Genomic DNA, 21,757 nt, shown 5'->3' with positions numbered 1-21,757 from the left:
CAAAGAATTGTTGCGATCTTTAAATCCCCATTGCGCCTGCAACGCGTTGTTTCTAAACTGAAACGGAAATATTGCCTTCCGGCGGTACGTTTGCAGGAGAAACATCATGGCGCTGTCCGTCAACACCAACCTTTCCGCCTTGTCCGGCCAATATCAGCTCGATAAGACCCAGCAGGCCAAGAAACAGATCCTGGCGCAGCTGGCCTCCGGCTCCCAACTCAACAGCGCCGCGGACAACGCCGCCAATCTGGCCATTTCCCAACAGCTGCAAGCGCAGATCAATGGCAACAATCAGGCCTTGAACAACACCAGCGACGGCATTTCCATGGTGCAAACCGCCGATTCCGCGCTCAGCCAACTGCAAGACAACACCCAGCAAATCCAGACGCTGGCGATCCAGGCCGGCGATGGCGCGCTGAACAGCAGCAACCGCCAGGCGCTGCAGCAGCAAGTGGACCAGCTCACGCAATCCAACTCCCAGATCGTTCAAAGCGCGCAATTCAACGGCACCCCGCTGCTCAGCGGCGGCAACGCCACCACCTTCCAGGTCGGCGCCAACGGCACCGCGTCCGACCAGCTGACCGTGCCCGGCATCAATCTCTCCTCCGCCCCCGCCGCCGGCGGCTTGAATGGCTACAACGCCAACCTTGGCGCCACCAACACCATAGACGTCACCACACAGGCCAACGCGCTGGCGGCGCAACAGAATACCCAGGCGGATCTGGGCACCATAGGCTCTCAACGCAGCACGCTGGGCGCCATCAGCAATAGCTTCAATTCCGTCATCAACAACCTGCAGACTTCCAACATCAGCAATCAGGCTGCCAATAGCCGGATCAGCGATACCGACTTCGCGGCAGCCACCGCGCAACTGGCCTCGCAGCAAATCTTGGGACAGGCGGGCACGCTGACGCAGGCGCAGGCCAATATCGCCCCGCAAGCCGCGCTATCCCTGCTCGGATAAAACCACACAGGACAATTTGTTTACAAAATAAGACTTATTTAAGCAATTTAAATCCAATAGACTATTGTCCCCGGCAACGCATATCCATTAAGATCAAGCCACGCCTCATGCGGAGGCGTCGAGTATTGGGCACCCCTCGCGGTGCCCTTTGTCTATCTGAAGGAGCATGCGATGACGACACGGCCGGCAATAACAGTTTCCACGCTGGATTACGAGCGCTTGGCCACGCTGTTGGAAACCTGCGATGGCGCCCACGCGGTCGCCGCGCAACTGGAGGCCGAGCTGGAGCGCGCCGAAGTGCTGGAGCCGGACGCCATGCCCGCCAATGTGGTTACCATGAACAGCACCGCCCGCATCCGCCTGGGCGAAGACCAGGAAAAACAGCTCACCCTGGTCTACCCGCGCGACGCGGACAGCGAACAAAACCGCATCTCGGTGCTGGCGCCGATAGGCGCCGCCCTGCTCGGGCTGTCGGTCGGGCAATCCATAGATTGGCCCACGCCTTCCGGCCTCACCCACCTGACTATTCTGGAACTGGTCTACCAGCCGGAAGCCTCCGGCGACCTGCACCGCTAAGCCCGGTCTCAAGCCTCGCCATCGTCGGCGTAACGCTCGGCGATGGCGTGGAACTGATCGGCGATCTGCAAAAAAGCCGCTACGATGTCCGGATCGAAATGCCTGCCGCTGCCTTCGCGTATCAAGTCCACAGCCAGGGCATGCGCCATCGGGTCCTTGTACACCCGGCGCGAAATCAGCGCGTCATAGACATCGGCCACCGCCATCAAGCGCGCCGACAAAGGAATCGCTTCGCCGGCCAAACCCTGAGGGTAGCCGCTGCCATCCCATTTTTCCTGATGGCCATAGGCGATCTCGCGGGCGAAACGAAGGAAGCTGCTCGGCGCGTCCAATATCTTTTCCGCCGTGGCGATGGCGTCCCGCCCCAAGGTGGTATGGGTTTTCATGATTTCAAACTCTTCCGGCGTCAGCTTGCCCGGCTTCAGCAAGATATGGTCCGGAATGCCGACCTTGCCGATATCGTGCAGCGGCGCCGACTTGTACAGCATGTCGATGGTGGCCTCGTCCAGCTGCTCGCGAAAGCGCGGATGATGCCGCAGCTGTATCGCCAGCTGACGAACATAATTCTGAGTGCGGCGGATATGGTTGCCCGTTTCCTGATCCCGCGTTTCCGCCAGGGACGCCAGCGCCACGATGGCGGCATCCTGCGACAGCTGCAGCTCGCGGCTGCGCCTCTCCACCTCGCTTTGCAGAAACGCGGCCTTGTCCTCCAGGAAGTCTGAGGCGGCCTTGGCCCTCAGGTGCGTGCGCACCCGGGCCAGCACGATAGGCGGAGAGACCGGCTTGACGATGTAGTCGGCGGCGCCGACATCGAAGCCTTGCTGCTCATCCTCGTTTTCGCCCATCGCCGTCAGAAAGATGACGGGAATATCCGCGGTGCGAGGATAGGCCTTCAAGCGCCGGCACACTTCGAAACCGCCCATGCCCGGCATCATCACATCCAGCAGCACCAGGTCCGGCAAGGGATCGCCCGCCGCGATCTGCATCGCCCGCTCGCCGCCATTGGCCACCAGCACCCGATACTGATCCTTAAGCAAACCATATAGCTGCGTCAGGCTTTCAGGCGCGTCGTCGACGATCAGCACCACCTGCCGCCCGGATGGGTCGTAAGCTGCTTTCATCGCCCCCTCCTTTCATGCTCTTCCCCCGAAGAGACCGCCCGATTCAGCACAGCCAGCGCCTCGACGAAGTCAAAACTGTTCAACGCCCGCTCGAACGACTGGCAGGCCTCGCGTCCCAGCGCGGCGCGAATCGCCGGCGCATGATCCAGGAAAAAACCCAACGCTTCGCCGTCGTTGGCCTGCAGCAAACTCTCCAAGCGGCTGACCTGGGCAGGATCGCCGCCATCCTCTGCGGCATCCGGCTCGAAACCGGCCAGCGCCGCGCCCAGATCGGCCATCAAGTCGGCATGGCCGCGCTCGAAATCCGGCAGCAGCGCCAGATACCCGCCGCGCGCGCGTATGGCTTTCTCCAAAACGATGGACCTTTCGTGCTGCTGCATCAACCCTATGCTGCCCACCACGCCCTTGTAGCCATGGATGATTCTTTCCGCCTCTCTCAGATCGTCGCCGGACAAGGCCGCCGACAGATTCATCGGGGCGTCCTTCTCCTCCTCCGCGAACTGCCGCAACAAGTGCAGATACAGCTTGCGGTTTCCCGCCACGCGCCGCAAACCCGACTCCACATCCAGGCCGGCCACTCTAGGCAAGGGGAACGGCTCAGCCTCGGGCGCTTCAACCGGCTTGACCTCATCGCCCCGAGTCCAGTGCGCCAAAGTGGCCAGCAATAGCCGCGGATCCACCGGCTTGGAGATATGCGCGTTCATGCCGGACCGCAGGCATTTCTCCTTTTCCTCCGGCATGGCGTCCGCCGTCATGGCGATGACCGGCAATGCGGAAAAGCGCTCATCCAGCCGCAGCAGCCGCGTCGCCTCCACGCCGTCCAGCACCGGCATCTGCACATCCATCAATACCGCATGGAATGCGCCTGGCCCGCGCTCCGCCAGCGCGTCCAGCGCCTGCTGGCCGTTGTCCGCCACCGTTACTTGCGCGCCCGCGCCCTGCAACAGCTCGATGGCTATCTGCTGATTGATCTTGTTGTCTTCCGCCAGCAGGAGCCGCAAGCCGTGCAATTGCGGCAGGGCCTCCTGCTTCTCCACCGCCACCAGACGGCGGCTGGCTGCCGTCTGCAAAGCATGGATCACCACATCGAACAAGGATGAGCGGCTGACCGGCTTGAACAATACGGCATCGCCGCCGGCCCGCTCGAGCAGCCCGCGCACATCGTCGCGGCAGAACGCCGTCACCAACACAATGCGGACGCTCCGGCTCAGCGCGCGCAGGCCGCGGATGGTTTCCATGCCGTCCATGCCCGGCATCATCCAGTCCACGCACACCAAATCGAAGGGCCTTTCTTGCGCGGCCTCTCTATAACAAGCCAGCCCTTCTTCGCCGCTCTCGCAGCATTCCACTGTAAAGTCGAGCGAGCGCAATTGCTCGGCCAATATCTGGCACGCGGAGCCATTGTCGTCCACCACCAGCGCTCGCAAGCCTTTCAGCTCTTGCGGCATGATGTTGCGGCGTCCCGGCTGCCGCTCCCTCGCCAGCCCCAGCTCGGCCGAGAAGCTGAAGGTGCTGCCCCAGCCTGGCGAGGATTCCACCTCGATGCGCCCGCCCATCAGCTCCACCAGCCGCTGCGCGATGGTCAGGCCCAGGCCGGTTCCGCCGTAGCGGCGCGTGGTGGAGCCATCGCCCTGCACAAACGGCTGGAACAGCCTGGAGCGCTGCGCTTCATCCATGCCGGGACCGGTGTCATGCACGCCAAACCGCAGCCTTGCCCGCCCCTCCTCCTGATCCAGCAGCGTCACCATCAAGGCGACCTGCCCTTTCTCAGTGAACTTGATCGCATTGCCTATCAGGTTGATCAGAATTTGCCCCAGCCGCAGCGGATCGCCGACCAATTCCACCGGCACCGCCCGCCCGACCTCGAACAGCAGCTCCAATTCTTTGTCCGCGGCTTTCTGGGCCACGACCGCCGAAACATTGTCGAGCACATCGTCCAGCAGGAAGGGCACCTTCTCCAGCTCCACCCTGTCCGCCTCCACTTTGGAGAAATCCAGGATGTCGTTGATGATGCCCAGCAGCGCCGCGCCGGCGTTGTGGATCTTGCTCACGTAGTCGCGCTGCTGATCGGTCAGCTCCGTCCGCAGCGCCAAGTAAGCCATGCCGATGATGGCATTCATCGGGGTGCGGATTTCGTGACTCATATTGGCCAGGAACAAGGATTTGACGCGCGTCGCGTCTTCCGCCGCGTCCCGCGCCTGGCCCAGCGCTCTCGCCGTCGCGGCCAGCTGCGCGTACAGCATGCCGTTTTCCAGCAACAGCACCGCCAGCACGAAGCTGGCGGCCAGCAAGCCGTAAATGCGCCCGGTATAAAACCCCAGATCGAAGCGGCCGGCATTGAACACCGTCGACAGGGCGATATCATAGATCCAGGCCAACATCACCACCATCAGCCACAAATCCAGCACCGTTCTCGGCCGCTTCAACAACAAGGCGACCAAGGCCAGCATGCTGCAGCCCCAGACGCTGCTGACCACGCCGAACATCAGCGGCGTGTAGTGGTTGCCCTGCATGATGGTAGGCAGCGACTCATGGCCGGCCGTGGTCAACGCCGTCAGCGCGGCCACGGCGGCCGCCACCGCGGACACGCAAAGGAAAACGGCCAGCCAGACCCGGTTGCCGCGCCGGGGCAAGCTGTCGCACTGGGAATAAATGACAATCAGGATGGGAAAGCCGGAATGCCACAGCATATACAGCCAGGCCGTAGTCTGCGGACCGGAGCCGAACAGGCCGTGCTCAGCGAACAGCCCAGGGAAACTCAGGGCATGGGCCACCGCCATCAAGCCGGTGAACAGATAGCCCGCCGCCAGCAGCAGCAAGACCCGCATCCGCAGAATGGAAAACTGCCCGAACAACAGAATCGCGGTGATCAGGTCGTTCAGCGCCAGGGCCGACTGATAGACAGGAATGAAGGCCCACACCTTCGCCAGCGGCGTTTTGGCGAAAGGCAGGGCCAGCAGGAAAAAAAGCGTAGAAAAAACCGCCACGCCCAATGCCAGCCGATATTGCGAACGGCTAGGCTGCTTGGTCGACAGAAACTCGAACGTTTCGGCGGAAGCGGATTCCGGAAGCTGCATGCGCGACACTCCCCGAGGCGGATATGAAAATCTCCCTCATCCCGCGATTGGCGGGCTTGCTATTGTCCTTGTTCAACATCCAGCATAGCAAAGCCCCATGCCGCTTGCCGTTCCGCATAGCGCATGGCCATGCGGCGCGGCCATCAGGCCAGCCAGCCTTTCTGCTTGGCATCCAGCAGACGGCCCTCCAGATAAGCCCACAGGGCCGGACAGCCATCCTGGATGGGCGGCGCCACCCGCGTGATCACCTGCTTGTGGCGAATGCCGTTCTCGCGCCAGCTCTGGCCGCTATTGGCCAGGTTGAGCAAAACCGGCATGGCCCGGTCCGCCGCGTTGGCGAAGCGCGCGTCGGCGCTCTCGCCAGCCTCGAACTCCTTCCATAGCGCGAGGAAATGCCCGCCCTGCCCCTCCGGCAGCAAGCTGAAAATGCGGGTGACGCAGGCCAGCTCCTGCGCCTTGCGCTCCTCCCAGCCGCCCTCGGCGTAGACGATGGTATCGCCGGTCTCGATCTCGCCGATATCGTGCACCAGCAACATGACGATCACGCGATCGATGTCCACCGGCTCGGTGGCGTAAGGCTGCAGGGAGGCCGCCAACAGCGCGATCTGCCAGCTGTGTTCGGCCGAGTTTTCATAACGGTCGCTGTTCAACACGCGGGTCTTGCGCGTCACCTGCTTGAGCTTGTCGATCTCCAGCACGAAATCAATGATGTTCTGCATCTTTTTCTCTTTACTATGGGTACAAAAAAAGCAGGCCGCGGCCTGCTCTTGATGCTTACCAGCATCGCTGGATCATTTGCGCCAGCTGCACCAGCCGGCCATGGAAGAAATGGCCCGCTCCAGGCAGCACCAAGACAGGCAGGCTTTGCGGCCGCGCCCAGTCCATGACGCTGGACAAGGGAATCACCTCGTCCTCTTCACCGTGGATCAGCAGCGTGTCCGCCGGCACATCCGGCGTGGGGATCGGGTACTTGCCTACCGCCACGCCCATCAGCAACAACTTGTCCGCCTCGATGCGCGCGCGGGCGCGGGCGGCGACGAAGCCGCCGAAGGAAAAGCCCGCCAGCGCCAAGGGCAGGCCAGGGTGCTGCGCCTTGACGTAATCGACCACGGCGATGACGTCGTCCACCTCGCCCAGGCCATGGTCGTGCTCGCCTTCGCTATCGCCCACGCCGCGCAGATTCGGGCAGTAGCAGGCATAACCCATCTGCGACAAGGCTTTCGCCGCAGTCTGCACCACCTTGTTGGTGTGGGTGCCGCCCTGCAGCGGGTTAGGATGGCAAATCACCGCGACGCCGCTCGCCTCGCCCTGCGCCGCGACATGGATGGTGTCGAGCGCGCCGACCGGACCGGCGATCTGGATCTTGTTCAAGGCCTTCAACATCAGATTTTCAGCCTTTCCACCACGCGGCCATGCACCATGTGCTCGCTGACGATCTCGTCGATGTCTTCCTTGTCGACGAAGGTGTACCAAGTCTCTTGCGGATACACCACCATGACCGGGCCATCGTCGCAGCGGCCCAGACAGCCCGCCTTATTGACGCGGATCTTGCCCTCGCCAGCCAGGCCCAAGGCCTTGACCTTGTCCTTCATATAGCCCAGCAGCTCGCTGGAGCCGAAGTTGTTGCAGCAGCTCTCGCCTTCGGCGCGCTGGTTGCAGCAAATGAATACATGCTTGTCGAAAAAGCTCATGAGTCTGTCTCGCTTAGCTATCGCTGTCCGCCCAGCCGCTGATGCCGAGGGTGGCCGCATTGTCGAATTTGGCGTATTTGCCGACGAAGGCCAGCCGCACCGCGCCGGTAGGACCGTTACGGTGCTTGCCGATGATGGCCTCGGCCATGCCCTTCACTTCCTGGTTTTCCGGGCTGTAATACTCTTCGCGATACATGAACACGATCAAGTCGGCATCCTGCTCGATGGCGCCGGATTCCCGCAAGTCGGACATCATCGGGCGCTTATTGGGACGCTGCTCCACCGCGCGCGATAGCTGCGACAGCGCGATCACCGGCACCTGCAGCTCCTTCGCCAGGCCCTTCAGGCCCCGCGAGATCTCGCCCAGCTCGGCGGTGCGGTTGTCGCCGCGGCCGGAGCCGGACATCAGCTGCAGGTAGTCGATCACGATCAGACCCAGCTTGCCGCCATGTTGGCGGGCCAGCCGGCGGGCGCGGGCGCGCACTTCCAGCGCGGTCAGCGCCGGGGTTTCATCGATGTACATCGGCGCTTCGGACAGCTTGCCGATGGCGTAGGTCAGCTTTTGCCAGTCCTCGTCGCCCAGCTTGCCGGTGCGCAACACGTGCTGATCCAGGCGGCCCACCGAGCCCAGCATACGCATCACCAGCTGCGCGCCGCCCATTTCCATCGAGAACACCGCCACCGGCAGGTGGGTTTCCACCGCCACGTGCTCGGCGATGTTCATCGAGAAGGCGGTCTTACCCATGGACGGACGGCCGGCGACGATGATCAGGTCGCCAGGCTGCAGGCCGGAGGTTTTGGCGTCCAGGTCGATGAAGCCGGTCGGCACGCCGGTGACTTCATCCGGATTGTCGCGGCTGTAGAGCATGTCGATGCGCTCCACCACCTCTTTCAGCAGGCCCGGCATTTCCAGGAAGCCCTGCTTGGACTTGGCGGTGGACTCGGCGATCTGGAACACGCGGCCCTCGGCCTCGTCCAGCAACTGCGCGGCATCGCGGCCCATCGGCGCGTAAGCGGCCTCGGCGATCTCGGTGCCGACCAAGGCCAGCTGGCGCATCACCGAACGCTCGCGGACGATTTCGGCGTAGCGGCGGATATTGGCCGCCGAAGGCGTGTTCTGCGCCAGCGTGGCCAGGTAGGCCAAACCGCCGATCTCGGTCAGCTCGGCATTCTTGTCCAGCGCCTCGGCCACCGTCACCACGTCGGCCGGACGCGCCAGCTCCACCAGCCTGGCGATATGGCGGTAGATCAGGCGGTGGTCATGGCGGTAGAAGTCGGCCTCGGCCACCACGTCGGCGATCTTGTCCCAGGCGCTGTTGTCGAGCAGCAGGCCGCCCAGCACCGACTGCTCGGCTTCCACCGAATGCGGCGGCGTGCGGATGGCAGCCATCTCGCTGTCGAAATTCTCGTACTGTTCTGTCATGTAGACTCGAAGGATGCGCGCGGCGCGGCGCGCGTAAGGCAAAACGCAATTCTAACGCGAAACGCCAGCCCGCTCATCAAGCATCTGGCCGCCGGCGCGCGGATTAATCAAGCGGCATGATTGACCGCCCCGCGATGTAAATTCAAAATAAATAAATCATTGCGATTGGAACCATCGATATGGCTCATCGAACCATAGGCATATTAGGCGGACTCAGCCCGGAATCCACCGCCAGCTACTATCTGCGCATCACCCGTCAATATGTGGCCCGCCACGGCGACGACGGCTATCCGGAAATCCTGATCCACAGCGCCTGCCTGAAACAGTTCCATGACTGGCGCAATGCCGGCCGCTGGGATCTGTCCGCGGCCAGGCTCGCTGAAATGGCGGAAAGCCTGCGGCTGCGCGGCGCGGATTTCGGCCTGATCGCCTCCAACACGCCGCACCGGGTATTCGATGAAGTGCAGGCAGGCACGGATCTGCCTTTGCTGCACATACTGGAACCGGTTAGCGAAGCCATTCGGCAGGCCGGCCAGCGCACGGTCGCCCTGCTCGGCACCCGCGTCACCATGGGCGAGGCGTTCTACAAGGATGGCCTGGCCAAGCGCGGCATAGACTGCCTGATTCCCAAGCAGGAGGAACAAGCGGCCATTCACCGCATCATCAATGAGGAATTGGTCCGCGGCGTGTTGCGCGACGAATCGCGCCGCGTGTATCAGGACATCATCGCCCGTCTGGCCGATCAGGGAGCGGAGGGCGTGGTGCTGGGCTGCACCGAAATTCCGCTATTGATTGAAGCGCGGCACAGCCCCATCCCCGTCTACGACACCGCGGTCTTGCATGCGGACGCGGCGCTGGAACGCGCCACCCATCTGTCGTAGGGCGGATGCCCCTAGAGGGGCGATCCGCCATCTCGGCACTAATGCTCACGATACAACTGCATTGGTTCAAACAGTTGGCGGGTCATCCCGCAAGCGTGGCATCCGCCGGATGAATCAGCAATTCATCCCGGCGACAAATCCCGACGACCAGGCCCACTGGAAGTTGTAGCCGCCCAGCCAGCCGGTGACATCCACCACCTCGCCGACAAAGAACAAACCCTGCACCTCGTTGGCCATCATGGTTTTTGACGACAACGCCTTGGTGGCGACGCCGCCCAGCGTCACCTCGGCCTTTTTATAGCCCTGCGTGCCGTTGGGTTTGACGCACCAACGGTGCAGTTGCTCCGCCAATTGGCGGCGCTGCTTGGGCCCCAGGTCTTTCAGGCGCTTGTTCATGCCCACCCGGTCCAGCCAGGCGTCGGCGAAGCGGCGCGACCAGCCCAGCTCGCTCAGCGCATTGGCGATCAGCTGCTCGCTGTCCGCCCGCTCTTCCAGCCAGCTTTCCGCATCGGCGTCCGGCAACAGGTCCAGCAGCAACTCCATGCCGGGCTGCCAGTAAGACGAGACTTGCAGAATGGCCGGGCCGGACACGCCCTTATGGGTGAACAAGGCATTTTCGCGGAAGCTGCCCTTGCCGGCCTTCGCCTCCACGTCAACCGATACCCCCGCCAGCGGCGAGAAGATTTCGGCATCGTCCACATGGAAGGTCAGCGGCACCAGCGCCGGCGACAGCGGCGTCACGTCCAGCCCGAATTGCTCGGCCAGCTTATAACCGAAAGGCGTGGCGCCGATCTGCGGAATGGACAGGCCGCCGGTGGCGACCACCAGCGACTGGCAGAGAAAACGTCCGCGGCTGGTTTCCACCACAAAACCGCCGGCCTCCAGGCGACTTACCGCCTGCACGTCGGTCTCCATGCGGCGATCCACGCCGCCCAGCCGGCATTCCTCATCCAGCATGGCGATGATGCGCTCGCTGCCGTCGTCGCAGAACAGCTGGCCCAGCTTTTTCTCGTGGTAGCCGACGCCGTGGCGCTCCACCATGGCGATGAAGTCGCGCGGCGTGTATTGCGACAGTGCCGAACGGCAGAAATGGGGGTTGGAGGACAGGTAACAATCAAAGCGGGCATTGACGTTGGTAAAGTTGCAACGCCCGCCGCCGGAGATGCGGATTTTCTCGGCCAGCTTGGCGGAATGATCCAGCAACAGCACGCTGCGGCCGCGCTGGCCGGCGGTGGCCGCGCACATCAAACCGGCCGCGCCGGCCCCAATGACGATAACATCAAATTGCAAAAGCTTATTCCTATCATTTTAGTCAACTATTAGCCATGCCGGCCAGATTCCAGTAAACTTGATCGAAAGCAGCCGCCATGCGGTTCACTTTCTCAACAAGGAGAGCACAATGGAACACAAACTGCCTGAACTGCCGTACGCGCTGGACGCCCTGGCTCCGCACATTTCCAAGGAAACCCTGGAATTCCACTACGGCAAGCACCATCAGACCTACATCACCAACCTGAACAACCTGATCAAGGGCACCGAGTTCGAAAACGCCTCCCTGGAAGAGATCGTCAAGAAGTCTTCCGGCGGCATCTTCAACAACGCCGCTCAGGTTTGGAACCACACCTTCTACTGGTTCGGCCTGGCCCCGAACGCCGGCGGCGAACCGACCGGCGCGCTGGCTGACGCCATCAAGGCCAAGTGGGGCTCTTTCGAAGAGTTCAAGAAAGCCTTCACCCAGACCGCCGTCGGCACCTTCGGTTCCGGCTGGGCTTGGCTGGTGAAGAACAGCGACGGCAGCCTGGACCTGGTATCCACCAGCAACGCCGCCACCCCGCTGACCACCGACAAGAAGCCGCTCTTGACCTGTGATGTGTGGGAACACGCGTATTATATCGACTACCGCAACAGCCGCCCGAACTATCTGGATAGCTTCTGGAAGCTGGTGAACTGGGAATTCGCGGCCAAGAACTTCGCCGCCTAAGCTTTTCCAAGCTGCGTAAAGGGGCCCGCAGGCCCCTTTTTCATTTCCGCCGCCGCATCACAGATGCCCGCTCTCCCGCATCCACTGCAGGAACATCTCGGCCGACAGCGGCCGGCTATGGTAATAGCCCTGCGCCACGTCGCAGCCCAAGGCAGCCAATTGCTGCCAGTCCGCCTCCGTTTCCACGCCCTCCGCCACTGACAGCAATTGCAGCTTCTGGCACATCGCCACCGCCGAAGTCAGGATGGCCAGCTTTTTGGGGCTGCTGGCCGCGTCATGGACAAACTCCCTGTCTATTTTCAGCTCGGTGAAGGGGCTGCGCGACAATTGCTTCATCGAGGAGTAGCCGGTGCCGTAATCGTCCATCGCCAGTCCGAAGCCATTCAGCCGCAAGCGGGCCAAAGTGCCGAGCGAGGCCGCCAGATTGGACATCAGGGTGGTTTCCGTCACTTCCAGCACAATGCTGTCGTTAGGCAAGCCGCTGGACTGGATGATGGTGGTCATCTCGTCCACCAGATTGGGGTCGTTCAACAGGGGAACCGGCAGGTTAACCGAAGCATGCAGGCCCGGCATTTCCGCCAGAAAACGCTTCATCGAGGCGCAGACATCGCGCAGAAACTGGTAGAAGAAACGCAGCGCCAGCTCGCCTTCTTCCAGATGATGGACAAAAACGGCCGGCGACAGCACCCCCCACTGCGGATGCTCCCAGCGCGCCAGCGCCTCCATGCCAAACAGCTTGTTATCCTTGATCGACACCTTGGGCTGAAAGTAAGGCACCAATTGGCGCAGCCTCACCCCCTCTTCCACCTCTCCCAGGCTGATGCTTCTGGCTGCGCCAGCAGGCCCCTCCAGCTGCCACTCCGGGTTGTTGCCGTCCAGCACCCGCTCCACTTCCTCTTGCTTGAGCGGTTTGGGAAAAACCGCCAGCAGGTCCAGCTCCGAGGCATCCACCACGCCTTGCACGGTATCCAGCACATCGCGCGGCACGCCGCTCATCACCGCGACGAAGCGCACTTTGCCGCGCAGGCGGGCGGCGATGTTTTCCAGCAGTTTCACCCCGTCCATCATAGGCATGTTCAGATCCGTCACCACCAGATCGACCCGCCTGAGCTTGGACAGCTTGTCCAGCGCATCCACGCCGTTTTCCGCCTCATACACCGGAGCGAAACCCAGCGCCTGCAAAATGCCCACGGCGAGCAGCCGATGGCTGGCCGAATCCTCGACCACCATCACCGACTTGCCCCGCCACTGCTCCAGATACAACATGATTCAACCCCTGATGCCTGCCAGCGTGTGGGCGATGCGCTCCAACGACATCACCTCGTCCACGCCGCCATGGTTGATCGCTTCCGCCGGCATCCCGAACACCACGCAGGATTCCTCATCCTGAGCAATGGTTCGGGCGCCTGCGTCCCGCATCTCGCGCATGCCTCGCGCGCCGTCATCCCCCATGCCGGTCATGATCACCCCGACCGCATTGCCGCCGGCGGTGACCGCCACCGAGCGGAACAGCACATCCACCGAAGGCCGATGCCGCGACACCAGCGGCCCATCCTTCACCTCGGCCATATACTGGGCGCCGCTGCGCTTGACCAAGAGATGCTTGCCGCCAGGCGCGATCAGCGCCACGCCGGAAATCAGCCTATCGCCCGACCTGGCCTCCTTCACCTCCACCTTGCACAGCTTGTTCAAACGCTCGGCGAAGGAGGCGGTGAACTTCTCCGGCATATGCTGCACCACCGCCACGCCGGGACAGGTGGCCGGCAGCCTGGGCAGCAGAAACTCCAGCGCCTGGGTGCCGCCGGTGGAGGTGCCGATGGCGATGATTTTTTCCGTGGTCCGGTACTTCTCCAAGCCGGAAGGCGCCTCCAACACCACGTCCGCGGTCAGCTTGGGCGCCGGTTCGCCGCCGCGCGCCGGCGCATGGCTGGCGATTTTCTTCATCACGCCCATTCTGGCCCCCGCGGCGTCGCGCACCTCCTGAATCAAATCCTTGGCCGCATCCTGCAGGAAAGACTTCAAATTCACCGTCGGCTTGGTGATCACCGCCACCGCCCCCGCCGACATCGCGTCCATGGTGATGCGGGCGCCCTTTTCGGTCAGCGAGGAGCAGATGATCACCGGCGTCGGCCGCTCATCCATGATCTTGCGCAGGAAGGTCAGTCCATCCATGCGCGGCATTTCGATATCCAGCACGATCACGTCCGGCCAGCGCACCTTCATCCGGTTCATGGCGAAGATCGGATCGGGCGACGCCCCCATCACCTCGATATCCGGCGCCGTGGCCAGCATCTGGGTCAGAATCTCCCGCACCACCGCCGAGTCGTCGACGATCAGCACCGCGATGCTCATCCCGCCTCCCTCCCTTGTCCGCCTATCAGTCGATAACGCGAGGGTTCCTCCTGCGCCAGCGGCAAATTCAGTTTGTGCAGCGATTCAGAATGGCCGATCAACAAATGACCGCCCTCGCGCATCCGGCTGCACAGCTTGCGCAGCACGTCGAGCTTGGTCTCTTCATTGAAGTAAATCAGAACATTACGCAAAAAGACAATGTCGAAATCGGTTTGAGCGAAACGATTGCAATGCAGCAAATTCAAACTGGAAAACTCCACCCGGTTCGCCAATTCCGGTAGAACCCTTACCATGCCGGCATACTCATCGCGTCCGCGCAGGAAGTATTTCTGCCACAACAAAGGCGGCGTGCGCTGGACCCGTTCTTTCGGATAGACCGCCCGCTTGGCCAGGTTCAAGACCTTGGTGTTGATATCGGTGGCGTAAACCTTCCAGTTGCCGCGCATGCCCAAGGTTTCCGCCAATACCATGGCAATGGTGTAGGGCTCTTCGCCGGATGAGCAGGCCGCGGACCACACCTTCACCGCGCCGCCGCGCTGCTGTATCGCCAGCGCCTGGTTCTCCAGCCATTGAAAGTGTTGCGGTTCGCGGAAAAAATAGGTTTCGTTGGTGGACAGCATATTGATCGCATGCTGCCGCTCGGCATGGCTTTCCGGCTTGCGCAGCAGCTGCCAATACGCGCCATAACTGCTGACGCCCAGATTGCGCAGGCGCTTGGCCAGCCGCGACTGCACCAGGGAACGCTTGCTGGCGGGCAAATCAATGCCCGCTTCCTGCAGAATGAACTGCTTGAAACAGGAAAACTCCTCGTCGCTCAATATCGGGTCGAGCCGCTGCACGCCATCCTCCGTGTTGATCAGCTCACTTCGGCGTCATCGTTGAAATGCTGCTGCGCCACCGTTTCCGCCATCGCGCTCAGCTCGGACACCGACAGCGCCTGCTGCACATTCAGCAAAATGGCGAAGCGCTCGTTGATGGTGGCGATGCCCTGAATGAAGTCGCCGCGGATATTGGCGCCGAAAGTCGGCGATGGATCGATCTCGCTCTCGGGTATCTCCAGCACCTCGCATACCGCGTCCAGCAGTATCCCCACTTCGTGATAGCCGCTGTCCTGCCCCGGCAAGGACAGGATGGCCACGCAGGTGGATGGTTTCAGCTCGGTCAGCCCACGGCCGAAACGGATGGACAGATCGATCACCGGCACCACCGAGCCGCGCAGATTGATGATGCCGCGCACAAAGCTGGGCATCATCGGCACTTGGGTGATGCCGTCCAGCTCTATGATCTCGCGGATGAAATTGATCTGGATGCCGAACAAGTCCTGCCCAAGGATGAAGGTGACGCAATGGAACTTGCTCTCGCCGTGGCCGGCCGCCGAATCGGAACGCTCCTTCATGGCGCATCCTCCTCAATATTTGGAAAACTTGTCATCCAGATCTCCTTCGTCGAACTCATCGTCCTCCAAATCCCGGTGGATCTTGGCCGCCGTTTTCTTGACGCTGCCATGCGAAGCATGCAACAGCATGCGCTTACCGCGCCCGCCTCCGCGCAATTTGAACTGCTGCATCAAGTCTTGCAGCTGCATCGCTGCCGAACTGAGCTCTTCCGAGGTGGAGCTCAGCTCCTCCGCCGACGAAGCCGAGGTCTGCATGCCGGTGCTGATCTGGGTCACCGCCGTATTGATCTGGTCGATGCCGGTGCGCTGCTCGCGCGAGGCGGCGGAGATTTCCTGCACCAGCGAGGCGGTCTGATCAATGCCGGGCAGCATTTCCTGCAGCAACACGCCGGCCCTTTCCGCCACGCCGACCGAACGCCCGGCCAGATCGCCGATCTCTCTAGCCGCCACCTGGGAACGCTCCGCCAACTTGCGCACTTCCACCGCCACGGTGGCGAAGCCCTTGCCGTGCTCGCCGGCGCGCGCCGCTTCGATGGCGGCGTTGATCGCCAGCAGGTCGGTTTTGTTGGCGATATCGTTGATCGCCGTGATCTTGGAGGCGATTTCCTTCATCGCATGCACCATATCGCCTACCGCCTTGCCGCTTTCGCTGGCGCTGCTGGCCGATTTGGTGGCGATGCCGTCCGTCACTCGGGCGTTGTCGGCGTTTTGCGTGACGGTGGAAGCCATCTCCTCCACGGAAGCGCTGGTTTCCTCCACGCTGGACGCCAATTCGGAAGCCGTCTGCGCCAGGGAACTGGCGGTAGAGGCCACCTGCTCGGAGGCGGAGCCTATCGACTCCGACATGGAGCTGACTTCGGACATGGTGTCGGACAAACGGTGGGCCATTTCACGAATCGAAAACAATAGGCTGGACGAATCGCCGTCGCGCAACTTGATCGGCACCGCCAAGTCCCCATCCGCCACTTTGGACACCACCAGCATCGCGTATGAAGGATCTCCGCCCAACTGCCGCAAAATGCTGCGAGTGACCAAAAGAGACAAAAGACCGCACATGAACAAAGACACCAAGGACAGGCCGATCACCTCGCGAGTGGTGCTGGCATAGGTTTCCTGCCCCAGCGTATGCGTTCGCTCCGCCACTTTCTCATTGGTCTCTTTCACAGTCGCCAGTGACTGCTCAACGATATCAAACGCCGGCCTGGCCTTGCTTCGAACAATATCCAGCGCCTTCCTCCGCCCCTCGCCATTCCCACTATCCTCATAAGCCAGCTTCATCGCCTCTTTGGCTGCGCTTAGATAAATAGGCCACTGGGTCTGCCAACGCCGGTTCGCCTCCGCCTCCTCAGGCTCCATCGTAGAGCTAAGCTCAATTTTCATTTGGGCAAACAAGTCCTTGTCATACCCGTCCATATGCGTTGCCGCCTCCTCCATCTTGGCCTTGTCCATTTCCGCCAAGTACCGATACAGCGCTCTGTTATGCGTCATGGCCGAGACGCGCGCATTGCTGATGCCAACCAAGGGACTGAACTGATTGGTGAATAAATCCTCAAGCCCCGCGTTTACCCGCGCGCTGGCCTGATATCCCACAATCCCCATGGCCACCAACAACACCATCAATACGCCGAAACTCAGCAGCAGCTTGGTCCGGACCTGCAGAGTATGAAACCAGCTCATGGCAAACCTCATTCGCAAAGAAAAGGGAAAGCAGGCTCAGACAATCAGCCCTTTTGTAAAACCGCTTCGGCGCTTTGCCGTATCAGCCTTCGCTCGCGGCGGCAGGCGTGATGGATCAACTGCGGGATATCCAGCACCAGCGCCGGCTTGCCGTTGCCCAAGATGGTAGAGCCGCTGATGCCGCGCAAGGATTTGAAAATCTCGCCCAAGGGCTTGATCACTGCCTGCACCTCGCCCATCAACCGGTCCACCACGATGCCGGCGCGATTGTCGCCGTAATGGACGATCACCACATATTCCGCGCCCTGTGCCGGCGGCAGCCCAAACAATTCGCGCAGCGAGACAAAGGGCAGCCAGTCGCCGCGCAGGTTCACCTGCCGGGTATGCTGGTTCATCGCGTCATGCGGCATGTCCACGCACTCGATCATCATGTCCAGCGGCATCACCAGGGCGGAATCGTCCACCTCCACCCGGAAGCCGTCGATGATGGCCAGCGTGAGCGGCAGCCGCAGGCGGAAGGTGGAGCCCTTGCCCTCTATAGAATGGATTTCGATCTCGCCTCGCAGCGCCTCGATATTGCGCTTGACCACATCCATGCCCACGCCGCGGCCGGACAGATCGCTGACCTTGTCCGCGGTGGAGAAGCCGGGCAGAAAGATCAGCTGCAAGGTGTCCTGATCGCTGAGCAGCCGCCCTTCCGCCACCAGCCCGCGCTCCACCGCCTTGGCCAGCACTTTCTCGCGGCTGATGCCGCCGCCGTCGTCCCGCACCTCCACCACCACCGAGCCGGCGTCGTGATAGGCGTTCAGCGTGACCGTGCCTTGCTCGGGCTTGCCGGCCGCCAAACGCTTCTCGGCCGACTCCAGTCCATGGTCCACCGCATTGCGGACGATGTGCATCAAGGGGTCGGTCAGCTTTTCCACCATGGATTTGTCGATTTCAGTGTCGCCGCCCAAGACTTCCAGCTGGATAGCCTTGCCCAGCTGCTTGGACACCTCGCGCACCATGCGCGGAAAACGGCTGAAGATTTCGTCCACCGGCACCATGCGCAGCGTCAGCGCGTCATCGCGTATGCTTTCCACCAGGGTATTGATCACCGCCACCGACTCCAGCAGCTCGGCGTCGCCGCGGTCCTGGGCGATCAGCTTGGTGCCGGAGGAGGCGATCACCAGCTCGCCCACCCGGTTGATCAAACGGTCCAGCTTGCTGGCCTCGATGCGGATGTATTGCCCATCGCCGCGCCCCCCTTTGGCGGGGGCCGCGCCGGCGGCCGGCGGCGGCGTCGCCACCGCTATCGACACCGGCGGCGGCTCCGCTTCCTCCACGCTGGCGACAGGCGCATCCGCCACATCGCCGCCGCGCACTCGCTCCGCCTCCTCAGCGCTCAAAGCGCCGCGCGCGGTCCAGCGCGACAACTGCTCTTCCAGCGGCTCGCCCAGCCTTTGCGCCAAGGCCAGATAATCGGCCAGCGGCGCATGCGGCGGCAGAATGCCGATCAAGCTGTCCTCGGCGATGAATTCGAAGGTTCCCTCTATCCGTCCGGGACTTTCCGAAGAGTCGAGAGCCAGGTCAAAACCCATGAAGCACTCGGTGACATCCAGCAACTGCGGCGGCGGCCAGTTGCGCCATACCGGCAGCACGGTTTTCAGCTCTCCCAATCCACCCAGATAGCGCAGGAAGGACAAGGGGTCGAAGCCATGGCGGAAAGTGTCGGGATGAAAACGCAGGGACAGCTGCCACAAGGGGCTTTGCGCACGCGCTAGCACGCCTTCGGCATCCGCTGGCGGCGCCATGCTCACCGCCAGTTCCGCTTCCAAGGCCTCCGCCGCGCTCTGCGCCTCGCCGTCCTCCTGATAGCGCCGCAGGCTGACCAGCAAGGGCGCGCCTTCCGGCAGATCATGCAAGGCCATCTCGTCGCTTTCCGCGCCGGCCTCTATCAGCCGGCGCAGATGGTCGTTGCATGCCAGCAGCAAGCTGATGAGATCGTCGCTCAGCGCCACCTGGCCGGAACGCAGCCGCTCCAGCACGTTCTCCATCACATGGGCGAAGCGGACCAAGGCCTCCAGCCCGAAAATCCCGGCGGAGCCCTTGATGGTGTGCGCGGTGCGGAACAGCAGGTTGAAGGTTTCCGGGCCGGGCGGATACGCCACCGGGTCCAGCAACGCCGCCTCCAGCGCATCGCACAGTTCGCGCGATTCCTCGAAAAAGACCGCCTTGGCCTTGCTAAGATCCATCTCGCTGCGCTCCTTCATGGCCGGAGAAACCCAGCCAGCGTCCTACTTCGTCCACCAATTCATTGCTGGCCGCCACCTGGAAAGGCCGCTCCAGCCGGCGGGCCTCCGTCAGCGCCACGCACAGCAATTGCGCGCCGCAGCCATCCAGCTCGGTGATGCCGGACAGATCCAGCTTCACCTGCTCATGGTTGAGCAGGCCCAGCAGTTCATCCTGCAACTCCTCGGCGGTGAAAATGGTGATCTCGCCCGTCAGCGCGGCGAGCGTGGCGTCTCCATCCTGGGTCAGCGTCAGGGGCATGGGGCTCTCCTCGCTCAGGGCTGGATCAGCTTGGACACCGCGTCCAGCAGCTTGGTCGGATCGAAGGGCTTGACGATCCAGGCCTTGGCGCCCGCCTCCTTGCCCTGCATCTTCTTGTCCTCGCTGCCCTCGGTGGTCAGCATGATCACCGGCACAAACTTGGTCGCCGCGCCCTCTTTCAGCCTTTTCAACAGGGTGATGCCATCCATGCCCGGCATATTGACGTCGGAAATGATCAGGTTGACGCGCGTGCCGCCGAGCTTGGCCAAGGCGTCGTTGCCGTCGCAAGCCTCGATCACCTCGTAGCCCGCCCCCTTGAGCGCGATGCTGACGGTGGCGCGGATGCTGGCCGCGTCGTCGACGATCAGGATGGATTTGCCCATGGCTGTCTCCGTTCAGGAAGTCTGGGGATAGATTGAGTCAAAAGAAATCGACATCGCCGCTGGAGGCCGCCGGTTTGCCGCCGCCCGCCCCCTTGTGCAGCGCCGCCTGCTCCAGCGTGGTGTAGGTGGACTCCAGCCGCCGCAGCCACTCTTGCGGTTTGACCACAGGCCCCGCGCCGCCGCTCTGCCGGGCCCGGCGCACCGCCTGCAGATGCTCATGCATGCGCTCCAGATCGCTGGCCACATGCTGGACGATCTGACTGACGCGGTCCTGAAACTGCAAGGCGATCAAGGAGGCGTGCAGCTCGCGCTCCACCTGCGCGCCCTCGGTCTGCATCTTTTCATTGATCTGCGCCAACCTCTCCGCCGCCTGGCTGAAATCGCGCACCGAAGCCTCCAGCAAGGTCAGCGCGTTGCTGCCCTTGTCCGCATCCTGCGAGCCCAGGCTGGTAGTGGTTTGCCGGGTCTGCTCCAACGCGCCGTTGATGGCCTCGACTTTTTCCGCCATCTGCTTGCCAGTCTGCTCCGACTGCTGCGACAGCTTGCGCACCTCGTCCGCCACCACGGCGAAGCCGCGCCCGGCCTCGCCGGCGCGCGCCGCCTCTATGCTGGCGTTCAGGGCCAACAGATTGGTTTGATTGGAAATGCGGCCCACTTGATCCGCCATGGAAAGCAACTCGCTGGAGAAAGTGGCCAGCCTGCCCACCTCCTCCACCAGTTGCTGGCGGTGGCCGACGATTTCCGACAGCACCGCCGAAATCTCCTTGCTGCGCTGGCTGGCATCGCTCACCATTTTTTCAAGGCTATTGCTGTCGACATCGTCCGTCGACGAACGCGCCGCCTCTATGGTGGCATGCAGGCCATTGGCAATGCCGGTCAGCGTGCCGGCCAACTGGTTGCCGCCCGATGTGGACTGCTCGATCACCAGTTGGAGATTGCCGGACCAGCGCTGCACCACCTGTTCCAGCAGATCGAGGTTGTCGTCATGGCCCGAAGGGGCCGCCGCCGCGGATAAAACGACAGCCGGCTCCTGGCCTGCCGCCGGCGCGGCGAAGGGGTATAGAGCGACCAAGGCCGCGCCGCCCGCGCCGGCAATCGCCCAACCTAGCCATCCGGACACAAAGGCCGTGGCCAGCGCCGCTAACGCGCAAAGCGCCGCCAGGATCAAAAGAGGTTTTCCCCTGTTCTCCATGCCGCCCCAGCTCCTTATATGCGGTCCGCCGCGCGGGAAAGCGCACTCCGCCTCGCCGCCATCTCGTTCCGCCATGCTTATTGGATTATGTCCCGGGCTTTGCCCCGGCATGCTTCCGCGCGCTTGGCGCCGCTGCTTCATCCGCGAACCGACTGCGGCGGTTCGCCTTGGCTCAGGCGCGTTTCCAGGCTTTGTCAGCGGCTCATATTGCTAAATGATTCGTCTGACTATTCTCTGTCTGACAATTTAATTAGATGGTTTCACTTAAGTTGCCGCGCGGCTCGCTGTCAAGGCGGCGCGCCGCCCTGGCCTGCATCCGCCTGCTATCCGCGCCGCGGCCAACGCTTCGCGCTCAAGCCCGCCAGACACGGGCGCGACGCTATTCGATGGCGCGGGCATGGGTGAAAATCTGCGCGGGCGATCATAGGCCAGACAGGCCGAATGGTTGCCGTCACGCTGGATATCCAGTGCCGCCGCGCCATTGATCTGCCTTCCCTCGATGCTGGCGCGT

At 62.4% G+C, this 21,757-nt stretch carries 20 protein-coding genes; 4 read left to right on the top strand and 16 right to left on the bottom strand.

The features are described 5' to 3' along the window. Window positions 1–106: 106 nt before the first annotated feature. Both NKT35_RS17275 and rnk read left to right on the top strand, forming a co-directional pair. The gene (locus NKT35_RS17275; protein WP_254295286.1) at window positions 107–964 is read left to right on the top strand and encodes a flagellin N-terminal helical domain-containing protein; all 858 of its coding nucleotides are present in this window, start codon (window positions 107–109) and stop codon (window positions 962–964) included. A 171-nt stretch (window positions 965–1,135) separates the two neighbouring features. Next, window positions 1,136–1,540: a nucleoside diphosphate kinase regulator gene (gene rnk / locus NKT35_RS17270; protein ID WP_254295284.1), complete on the top strand. Its 405-nt coding sequence runs from the start codon at window positions 1,136–1,138 to the stop codon at window positions 1,538–1,540. Window positions 1,541–1,548: 8 nt separating this feature from the next. Here rnk and NKT35_RS17265 read toward each other — a convergent pair whose 3' ends face one another. The 6 genes from NKT35_RS17265 to dnaB form a co-directional block, all read right to left on the bottom strand. Then, window positions 1,549–2,661: an HD-GYP domain-containing protein gene (locus NKT35_RS17265; protein ID WP_254295282.1), complete on the bottom strand. Its 1,113-nt coding sequence runs from the start codon at window positions 2,659–2,661 to the stop codon at window positions 1,549–1,551. Continuing rightward, complete coding sequence (locus NKT35_RS17260) at window positions 2,658–5,738, bottom strand: response regulator (RefSeq protein ID WP_254295280.1); 3,081 nt, start codon at window positions 5,736–5,738, stop codon at window positions 2,658–2,660. Before NKT35_RS17260 ends, NKT35_RS17265 begins: the two co-directional genes overlap by 4 nt. A gap of 143 nt (window positions 5,739–5,881) precedes the next feature. Beyond that, window positions 5,882–6,457, bottom strand: a complete 576-nt coding sequence (locus NKT35_RS17255) for an HD domain-containing protein (RefSeq protein ID WP_254295278.1) — start codon at window positions 6,455–6,457, stop codon at window positions 5,882–5,884. Window positions 6,458–6,512: 55 nt separating this feature from the next. Further along, a complete protein-coding gene (locus NKT35_RS17250; RefSeq protein WP_254295276.1) occupies window positions 6,513–7,121 on the bottom strand; it encodes an alpha/beta hydrolase in 609 nt (202 codons plus the stop codon). After that, window positions 7,121–7,429: a (2Fe-2S) ferredoxin domain-containing protein gene (locus NKT35_RS17245; RefSeq protein ID WP_254295274.1), complete on the bottom strand. Its 309-nt coding sequence runs from the start codon at window positions 7,427–7,429 to the stop codon at window positions 7,121–7,123. Before NKT35_RS17245 ends, NKT35_RS17250 begins: the two co-directional genes overlap by 1 nt. A 13-nt stretch (window positions 7,430–7,442) precedes the next feature. Then, window positions 7,443–8,852 carry a replicative DNA helicase gene (gene dnaB, locus NKT35_RS17240; protein WP_254295272.1) on the bottom strand — a complete coding sequence of 470 codons (1,410 nt, stop codon included), beginning with the start codon at window positions 8,850–8,852 and terminating at the stop codon, window positions 7,443–7,445. Window positions 8,853–9,031: 179 nt separating this feature from the next. Here dnaB and NKT35_RS17235 point away from each other — a divergent pair, with 179 nt between their 5' ends. Further along, window positions 9,032–9,733 (top strand): aspartate/glutamate racemase family protein, encoded by a 702-nt coding sequence (locus NKT35_RS17235; RefSeq protein ID WP_254295270.1) that lies wholly within the window; start codon window positions 9,032–9,034, stop codon window positions 9,731–9,733. Between the two features lie 114 nt (window positions 9,734–9,847). Here NKT35_RS17235 and NKT35_RS17230 read toward each other — a convergent pair whose 3' ends face one another. Next, window positions 9,848–11,023 carry a BaiN/RdsA family NAD(P)/FAD-dependent oxidoreductase gene (locus NKT35_RS17230; RefSeq protein WP_254295268.1) on the bottom strand — a complete coding sequence of 392 codons (1,176 nt, stop codon included), beginning with the start codon at window positions 11,021–11,023 and terminating at the stop codon, window positions 9,848–9,850. A 109-nt stretch (window positions 11,024–11,132) separates the two neighbouring features. Between NKT35_RS17230 and sodB the strand changes: the two genes are divergently transcribed. Further along, window positions 11,133–11,714 carry a superoxide dismutase [Fe] gene (gene sodB / locus NKT35_RS17225; protein ID WP_254295266.1) on the top strand — a complete coding sequence of 194 codons (582 nt, stop codon included), beginning with the start codon at window positions 11,133–11,135 and terminating at the stop codon, window positions 11,712–11,714. A 57-nt stretch (window positions 11,715–11,771) separates the two neighbouring features. Here sodB and NKT35_RS17220 read toward each other — a convergent pair whose 3' ends face one another. The 9 genes from NKT35_RS17220 to NKT35_RS17180 are packed head-to-tail and all read right to left on the bottom strand — an operon-like array spanning window position 11,772 to window position 21,246. Next, window positions 11,772–12,980: an EAL domain-containing response regulator gene (locus NKT35_RS17220; protein WP_254295264.1), complete on the bottom strand. Its 1,209-nt coding sequence runs from the start codon at window positions 12,978–12,980 to the stop codon at window positions 11,772–11,774. A gap of 3 nt (window positions 12,981–12,983) precedes the next feature. Then, window positions 12,984–14,066 carry a protein-glutamate methylesterase/protein-glutamine glutaminase gene (locus tag NKT35_RS17215; protein WP_254295262.1) on the bottom strand — a complete coding sequence of 361 codons (1,083 nt, stop codon included), beginning with the start codon at window positions 14,064–14,066 and terminating at the stop codon, window positions 12,984–12,986. Further along, window positions 14,063–14,905 (bottom strand): CheR family methyltransferase, encoded by an 843-nt coding sequence (locus NKT35_RS17210; RefSeq protein ID WP_254295260.1) that lies wholly within the window; start codon window positions 14,903–14,905, stop codon window positions 14,063–14,065. Before NKT35_RS17210 ends, NKT35_RS17215 begins: the two co-directional genes overlap by 4 nt. 17 nt (window positions 14,906–14,922) lie before the next feature. Next, the gene (locus NKT35_RS17205; protein WP_254295258.1) at window positions 14,923–15,462 is read right to left on the bottom strand and encodes a chemotaxis protein CheW; all 540 of its coding nucleotides are present in this window, start codon (window positions 15,460–15,462) and stop codon (window positions 14,923–14,925) included. A gap of 12 nt (window positions 15,463–15,474) precedes the next feature. Continuing rightward, window positions 15,475–17,139, bottom strand: coding sequence for a methyl-accepting chemotaxis protein (locus NKT35_RS17200; RefSeq protein ID WP_254295256.1), 1,665 nt, complete (start codon window positions 17,137–17,139; stop codon window positions 15,475–15,477). Between the two features lie 44 nt (window positions 17,140–17,183). Then, a complete protein-coding gene (locus tag NKT35_RS17195) occupies window positions 17,184–19,373 on the bottom strand; it encodes a chemotaxis protein CheA (protein ID WP_254295254.1) in 2,190 nt (729 codons plus the stop codon). Next, a complete protein-coding gene (locus tag NKT35_RS17190) occupies window positions 19,363–19,671 on the bottom strand; it encodes an STAS domain-containing protein (RefSeq protein ID WP_254295252.1) in 309 nt (102 codons plus the stop codon). The genes NKT35_RS17195 and NKT35_RS17190 overlap by 11 nt, the downstream gene beginning before the upstream one ends. 14 nt (window positions 19,672–19,685) lie before the next feature. Continuing rightward, window positions 19,686–20,054, bottom strand: coding sequence for a response regulator (locus tag NKT35_RS17185; RefSeq protein ID WP_254295250.1), 369 nt, complete (start codon window positions 20,052–20,054; stop codon window positions 19,686–19,688). Between the two features lie 37 nt (window positions 20,055–20,091). After that, the gene (locus NKT35_RS17180; RefSeq protein WP_254295248.1) at window positions 20,092–21,246 is read right to left on the bottom strand and encodes a methyl-accepting chemotaxis protein; all 1,155 of its coding nucleotides are present in this window, start codon (window positions 21,244–21,246) and stop codon (window positions 20,092–20,094) included. Window positions 21,247–21,757: the final 511 nt, after the last annotated feature.

This window comes from Chromobacterium sp. IIBBL 290-4 (genome assembly GCF_024207115.1).
Lineage (GTDB): Bacteria > Pseudomonadota > Gammaproteobacteria > Burkholderiales > Chromobacteriaceae > Chromobacterium.
Note: the sequence above shows the minus strand (reverse complement) of the source record. Positions and strands in the feature narration are given on the sequence as shown.

Excerpts from the sequence above, each read along its gene's own strand:
- NKT35_RS17235 (WP_254295270.1), top strand. The coding sequence starts at position 9,032 with ATGGCTCATCGAACCATAGGCATATTAGGCGGACTCAGCCCGGAATCC.
- NKT35_RS17255 (WP_254295278.1), bottom strand. The coding sequence starts at position 6,457 with ATGCAGAACATCATTGATTTCGTGCTGGAGATCGACAAGCTCAAGCAG.
- dnaB (WP_254295272.1), bottom strand. The coding sequence starts at position 8,852 with ATGACAGAACAGTACGAGAATTTCGACAGCGAGATGGCTGCCATCCGC.
- NKT35_RS17220 (WP_254295264.1), bottom strand. The coding sequence starts at position 12,980 with ATGTTGTATCTGGAGCAGTGGCGGGGCAAGTCGGTGATGGTGGTCGAG.
- NKT35_RS17195 (WP_254295254.1), bottom strand. The coding sequence starts at position 19,373 with ATGGATCTTAGCAAGGCCAAGGCGGTCTTTTTCGAGGAATCGCGCGAA.
- NKT35_RS17205 (WP_254295258.1), bottom strand. The coding sequence starts at position 15,462 with ATGAAGGAGCGTTCCGATTCGGCGGCCGGCCACGGCGAGAGCAAGTTC.
- sodB (WP_254295266.1), top strand. The coding sequence starts at position 11,133 with ATGGAACACAAACTGCCTGAACTGCCGTACGCGCTGGACGCCCTGGCT.
- NKT35_RS17180 (WP_254295248.1), bottom strand. The coding sequence starts at position 21,246 with ATGGAGAACAGGGGAAAACCTCTTTTGATCCTGGCGGCGCTTTGCGCG.
- NKT35_RS17265 (WP_254295282.1), bottom strand. The coding sequence starts at position 2,661 with ATGAAAGCAGCTTACGACCCATCCGGGCGGCAGGTGGTGCTGATCGTC.
- NKT35_RS17250 (WP_254295276.1), bottom strand. The coding sequence starts at position 7,121 with ATGTTGAAGGCCTTGAACAAGATCCAGATCGCCGGTCCGGTCGGCGCG.
- NKT35_RS17215 (WP_254295262.1), bottom strand. The coding sequence starts at position 14,066 with ATGAGCATCGCGGTGCTGATCGTCGACGACTCGGCGGTGGTGCGGGAG.
- NKT35_RS17200 (WP_254295256.1), bottom strand. The coding sequence starts at position 17,139 with ATGAGCTGGTTTCATACTCTGCAGGTCCGGACCAAGCTGCTGCTGAGT.
- NKT35_RS17260 (WP_254295280.1), bottom strand. The coding sequence starts at position 5,738 with ATGCAGCTTCCGGAATCCGCTTCCGCCGAAACGTTCGAGTTTCTGTCG.
- rnk (WP_254295284.1), top strand. The coding sequence starts at position 1,136 with ATGACGACACGGCCGGCAATAACAGTTTCCACGCTGGATTACGAGCGC.
- NKT35_RS17245 (WP_254295274.1), bottom strand. The coding sequence starts at position 7,429 with ATGAGCTTTTTCGACAAGCATGTATTCATTTGCTGCAACCAGCGCGCC.
- NKT35_RS17190 (WP_254295252.1), bottom strand. The coding sequence starts at position 19,671 with ATGCCCCTGACGCTGACCCAGGATGGAGACGCCACGCTCGCCGCGCTG.
- NKT35_RS17275 (WP_254295286.1), top strand. The coding sequence starts at position 107 with ATGGCGCTGTCCGTCAACACCAACCTTTCCGCCTTGTCCGGCCAATAT.
- NKT35_RS17185 (WP_254295250.1), bottom strand. The coding sequence starts at position 20,054 with ATGGGCAAATCCATCCTGATCGTCGACGACGCGGCCAGCATCCGCGCC.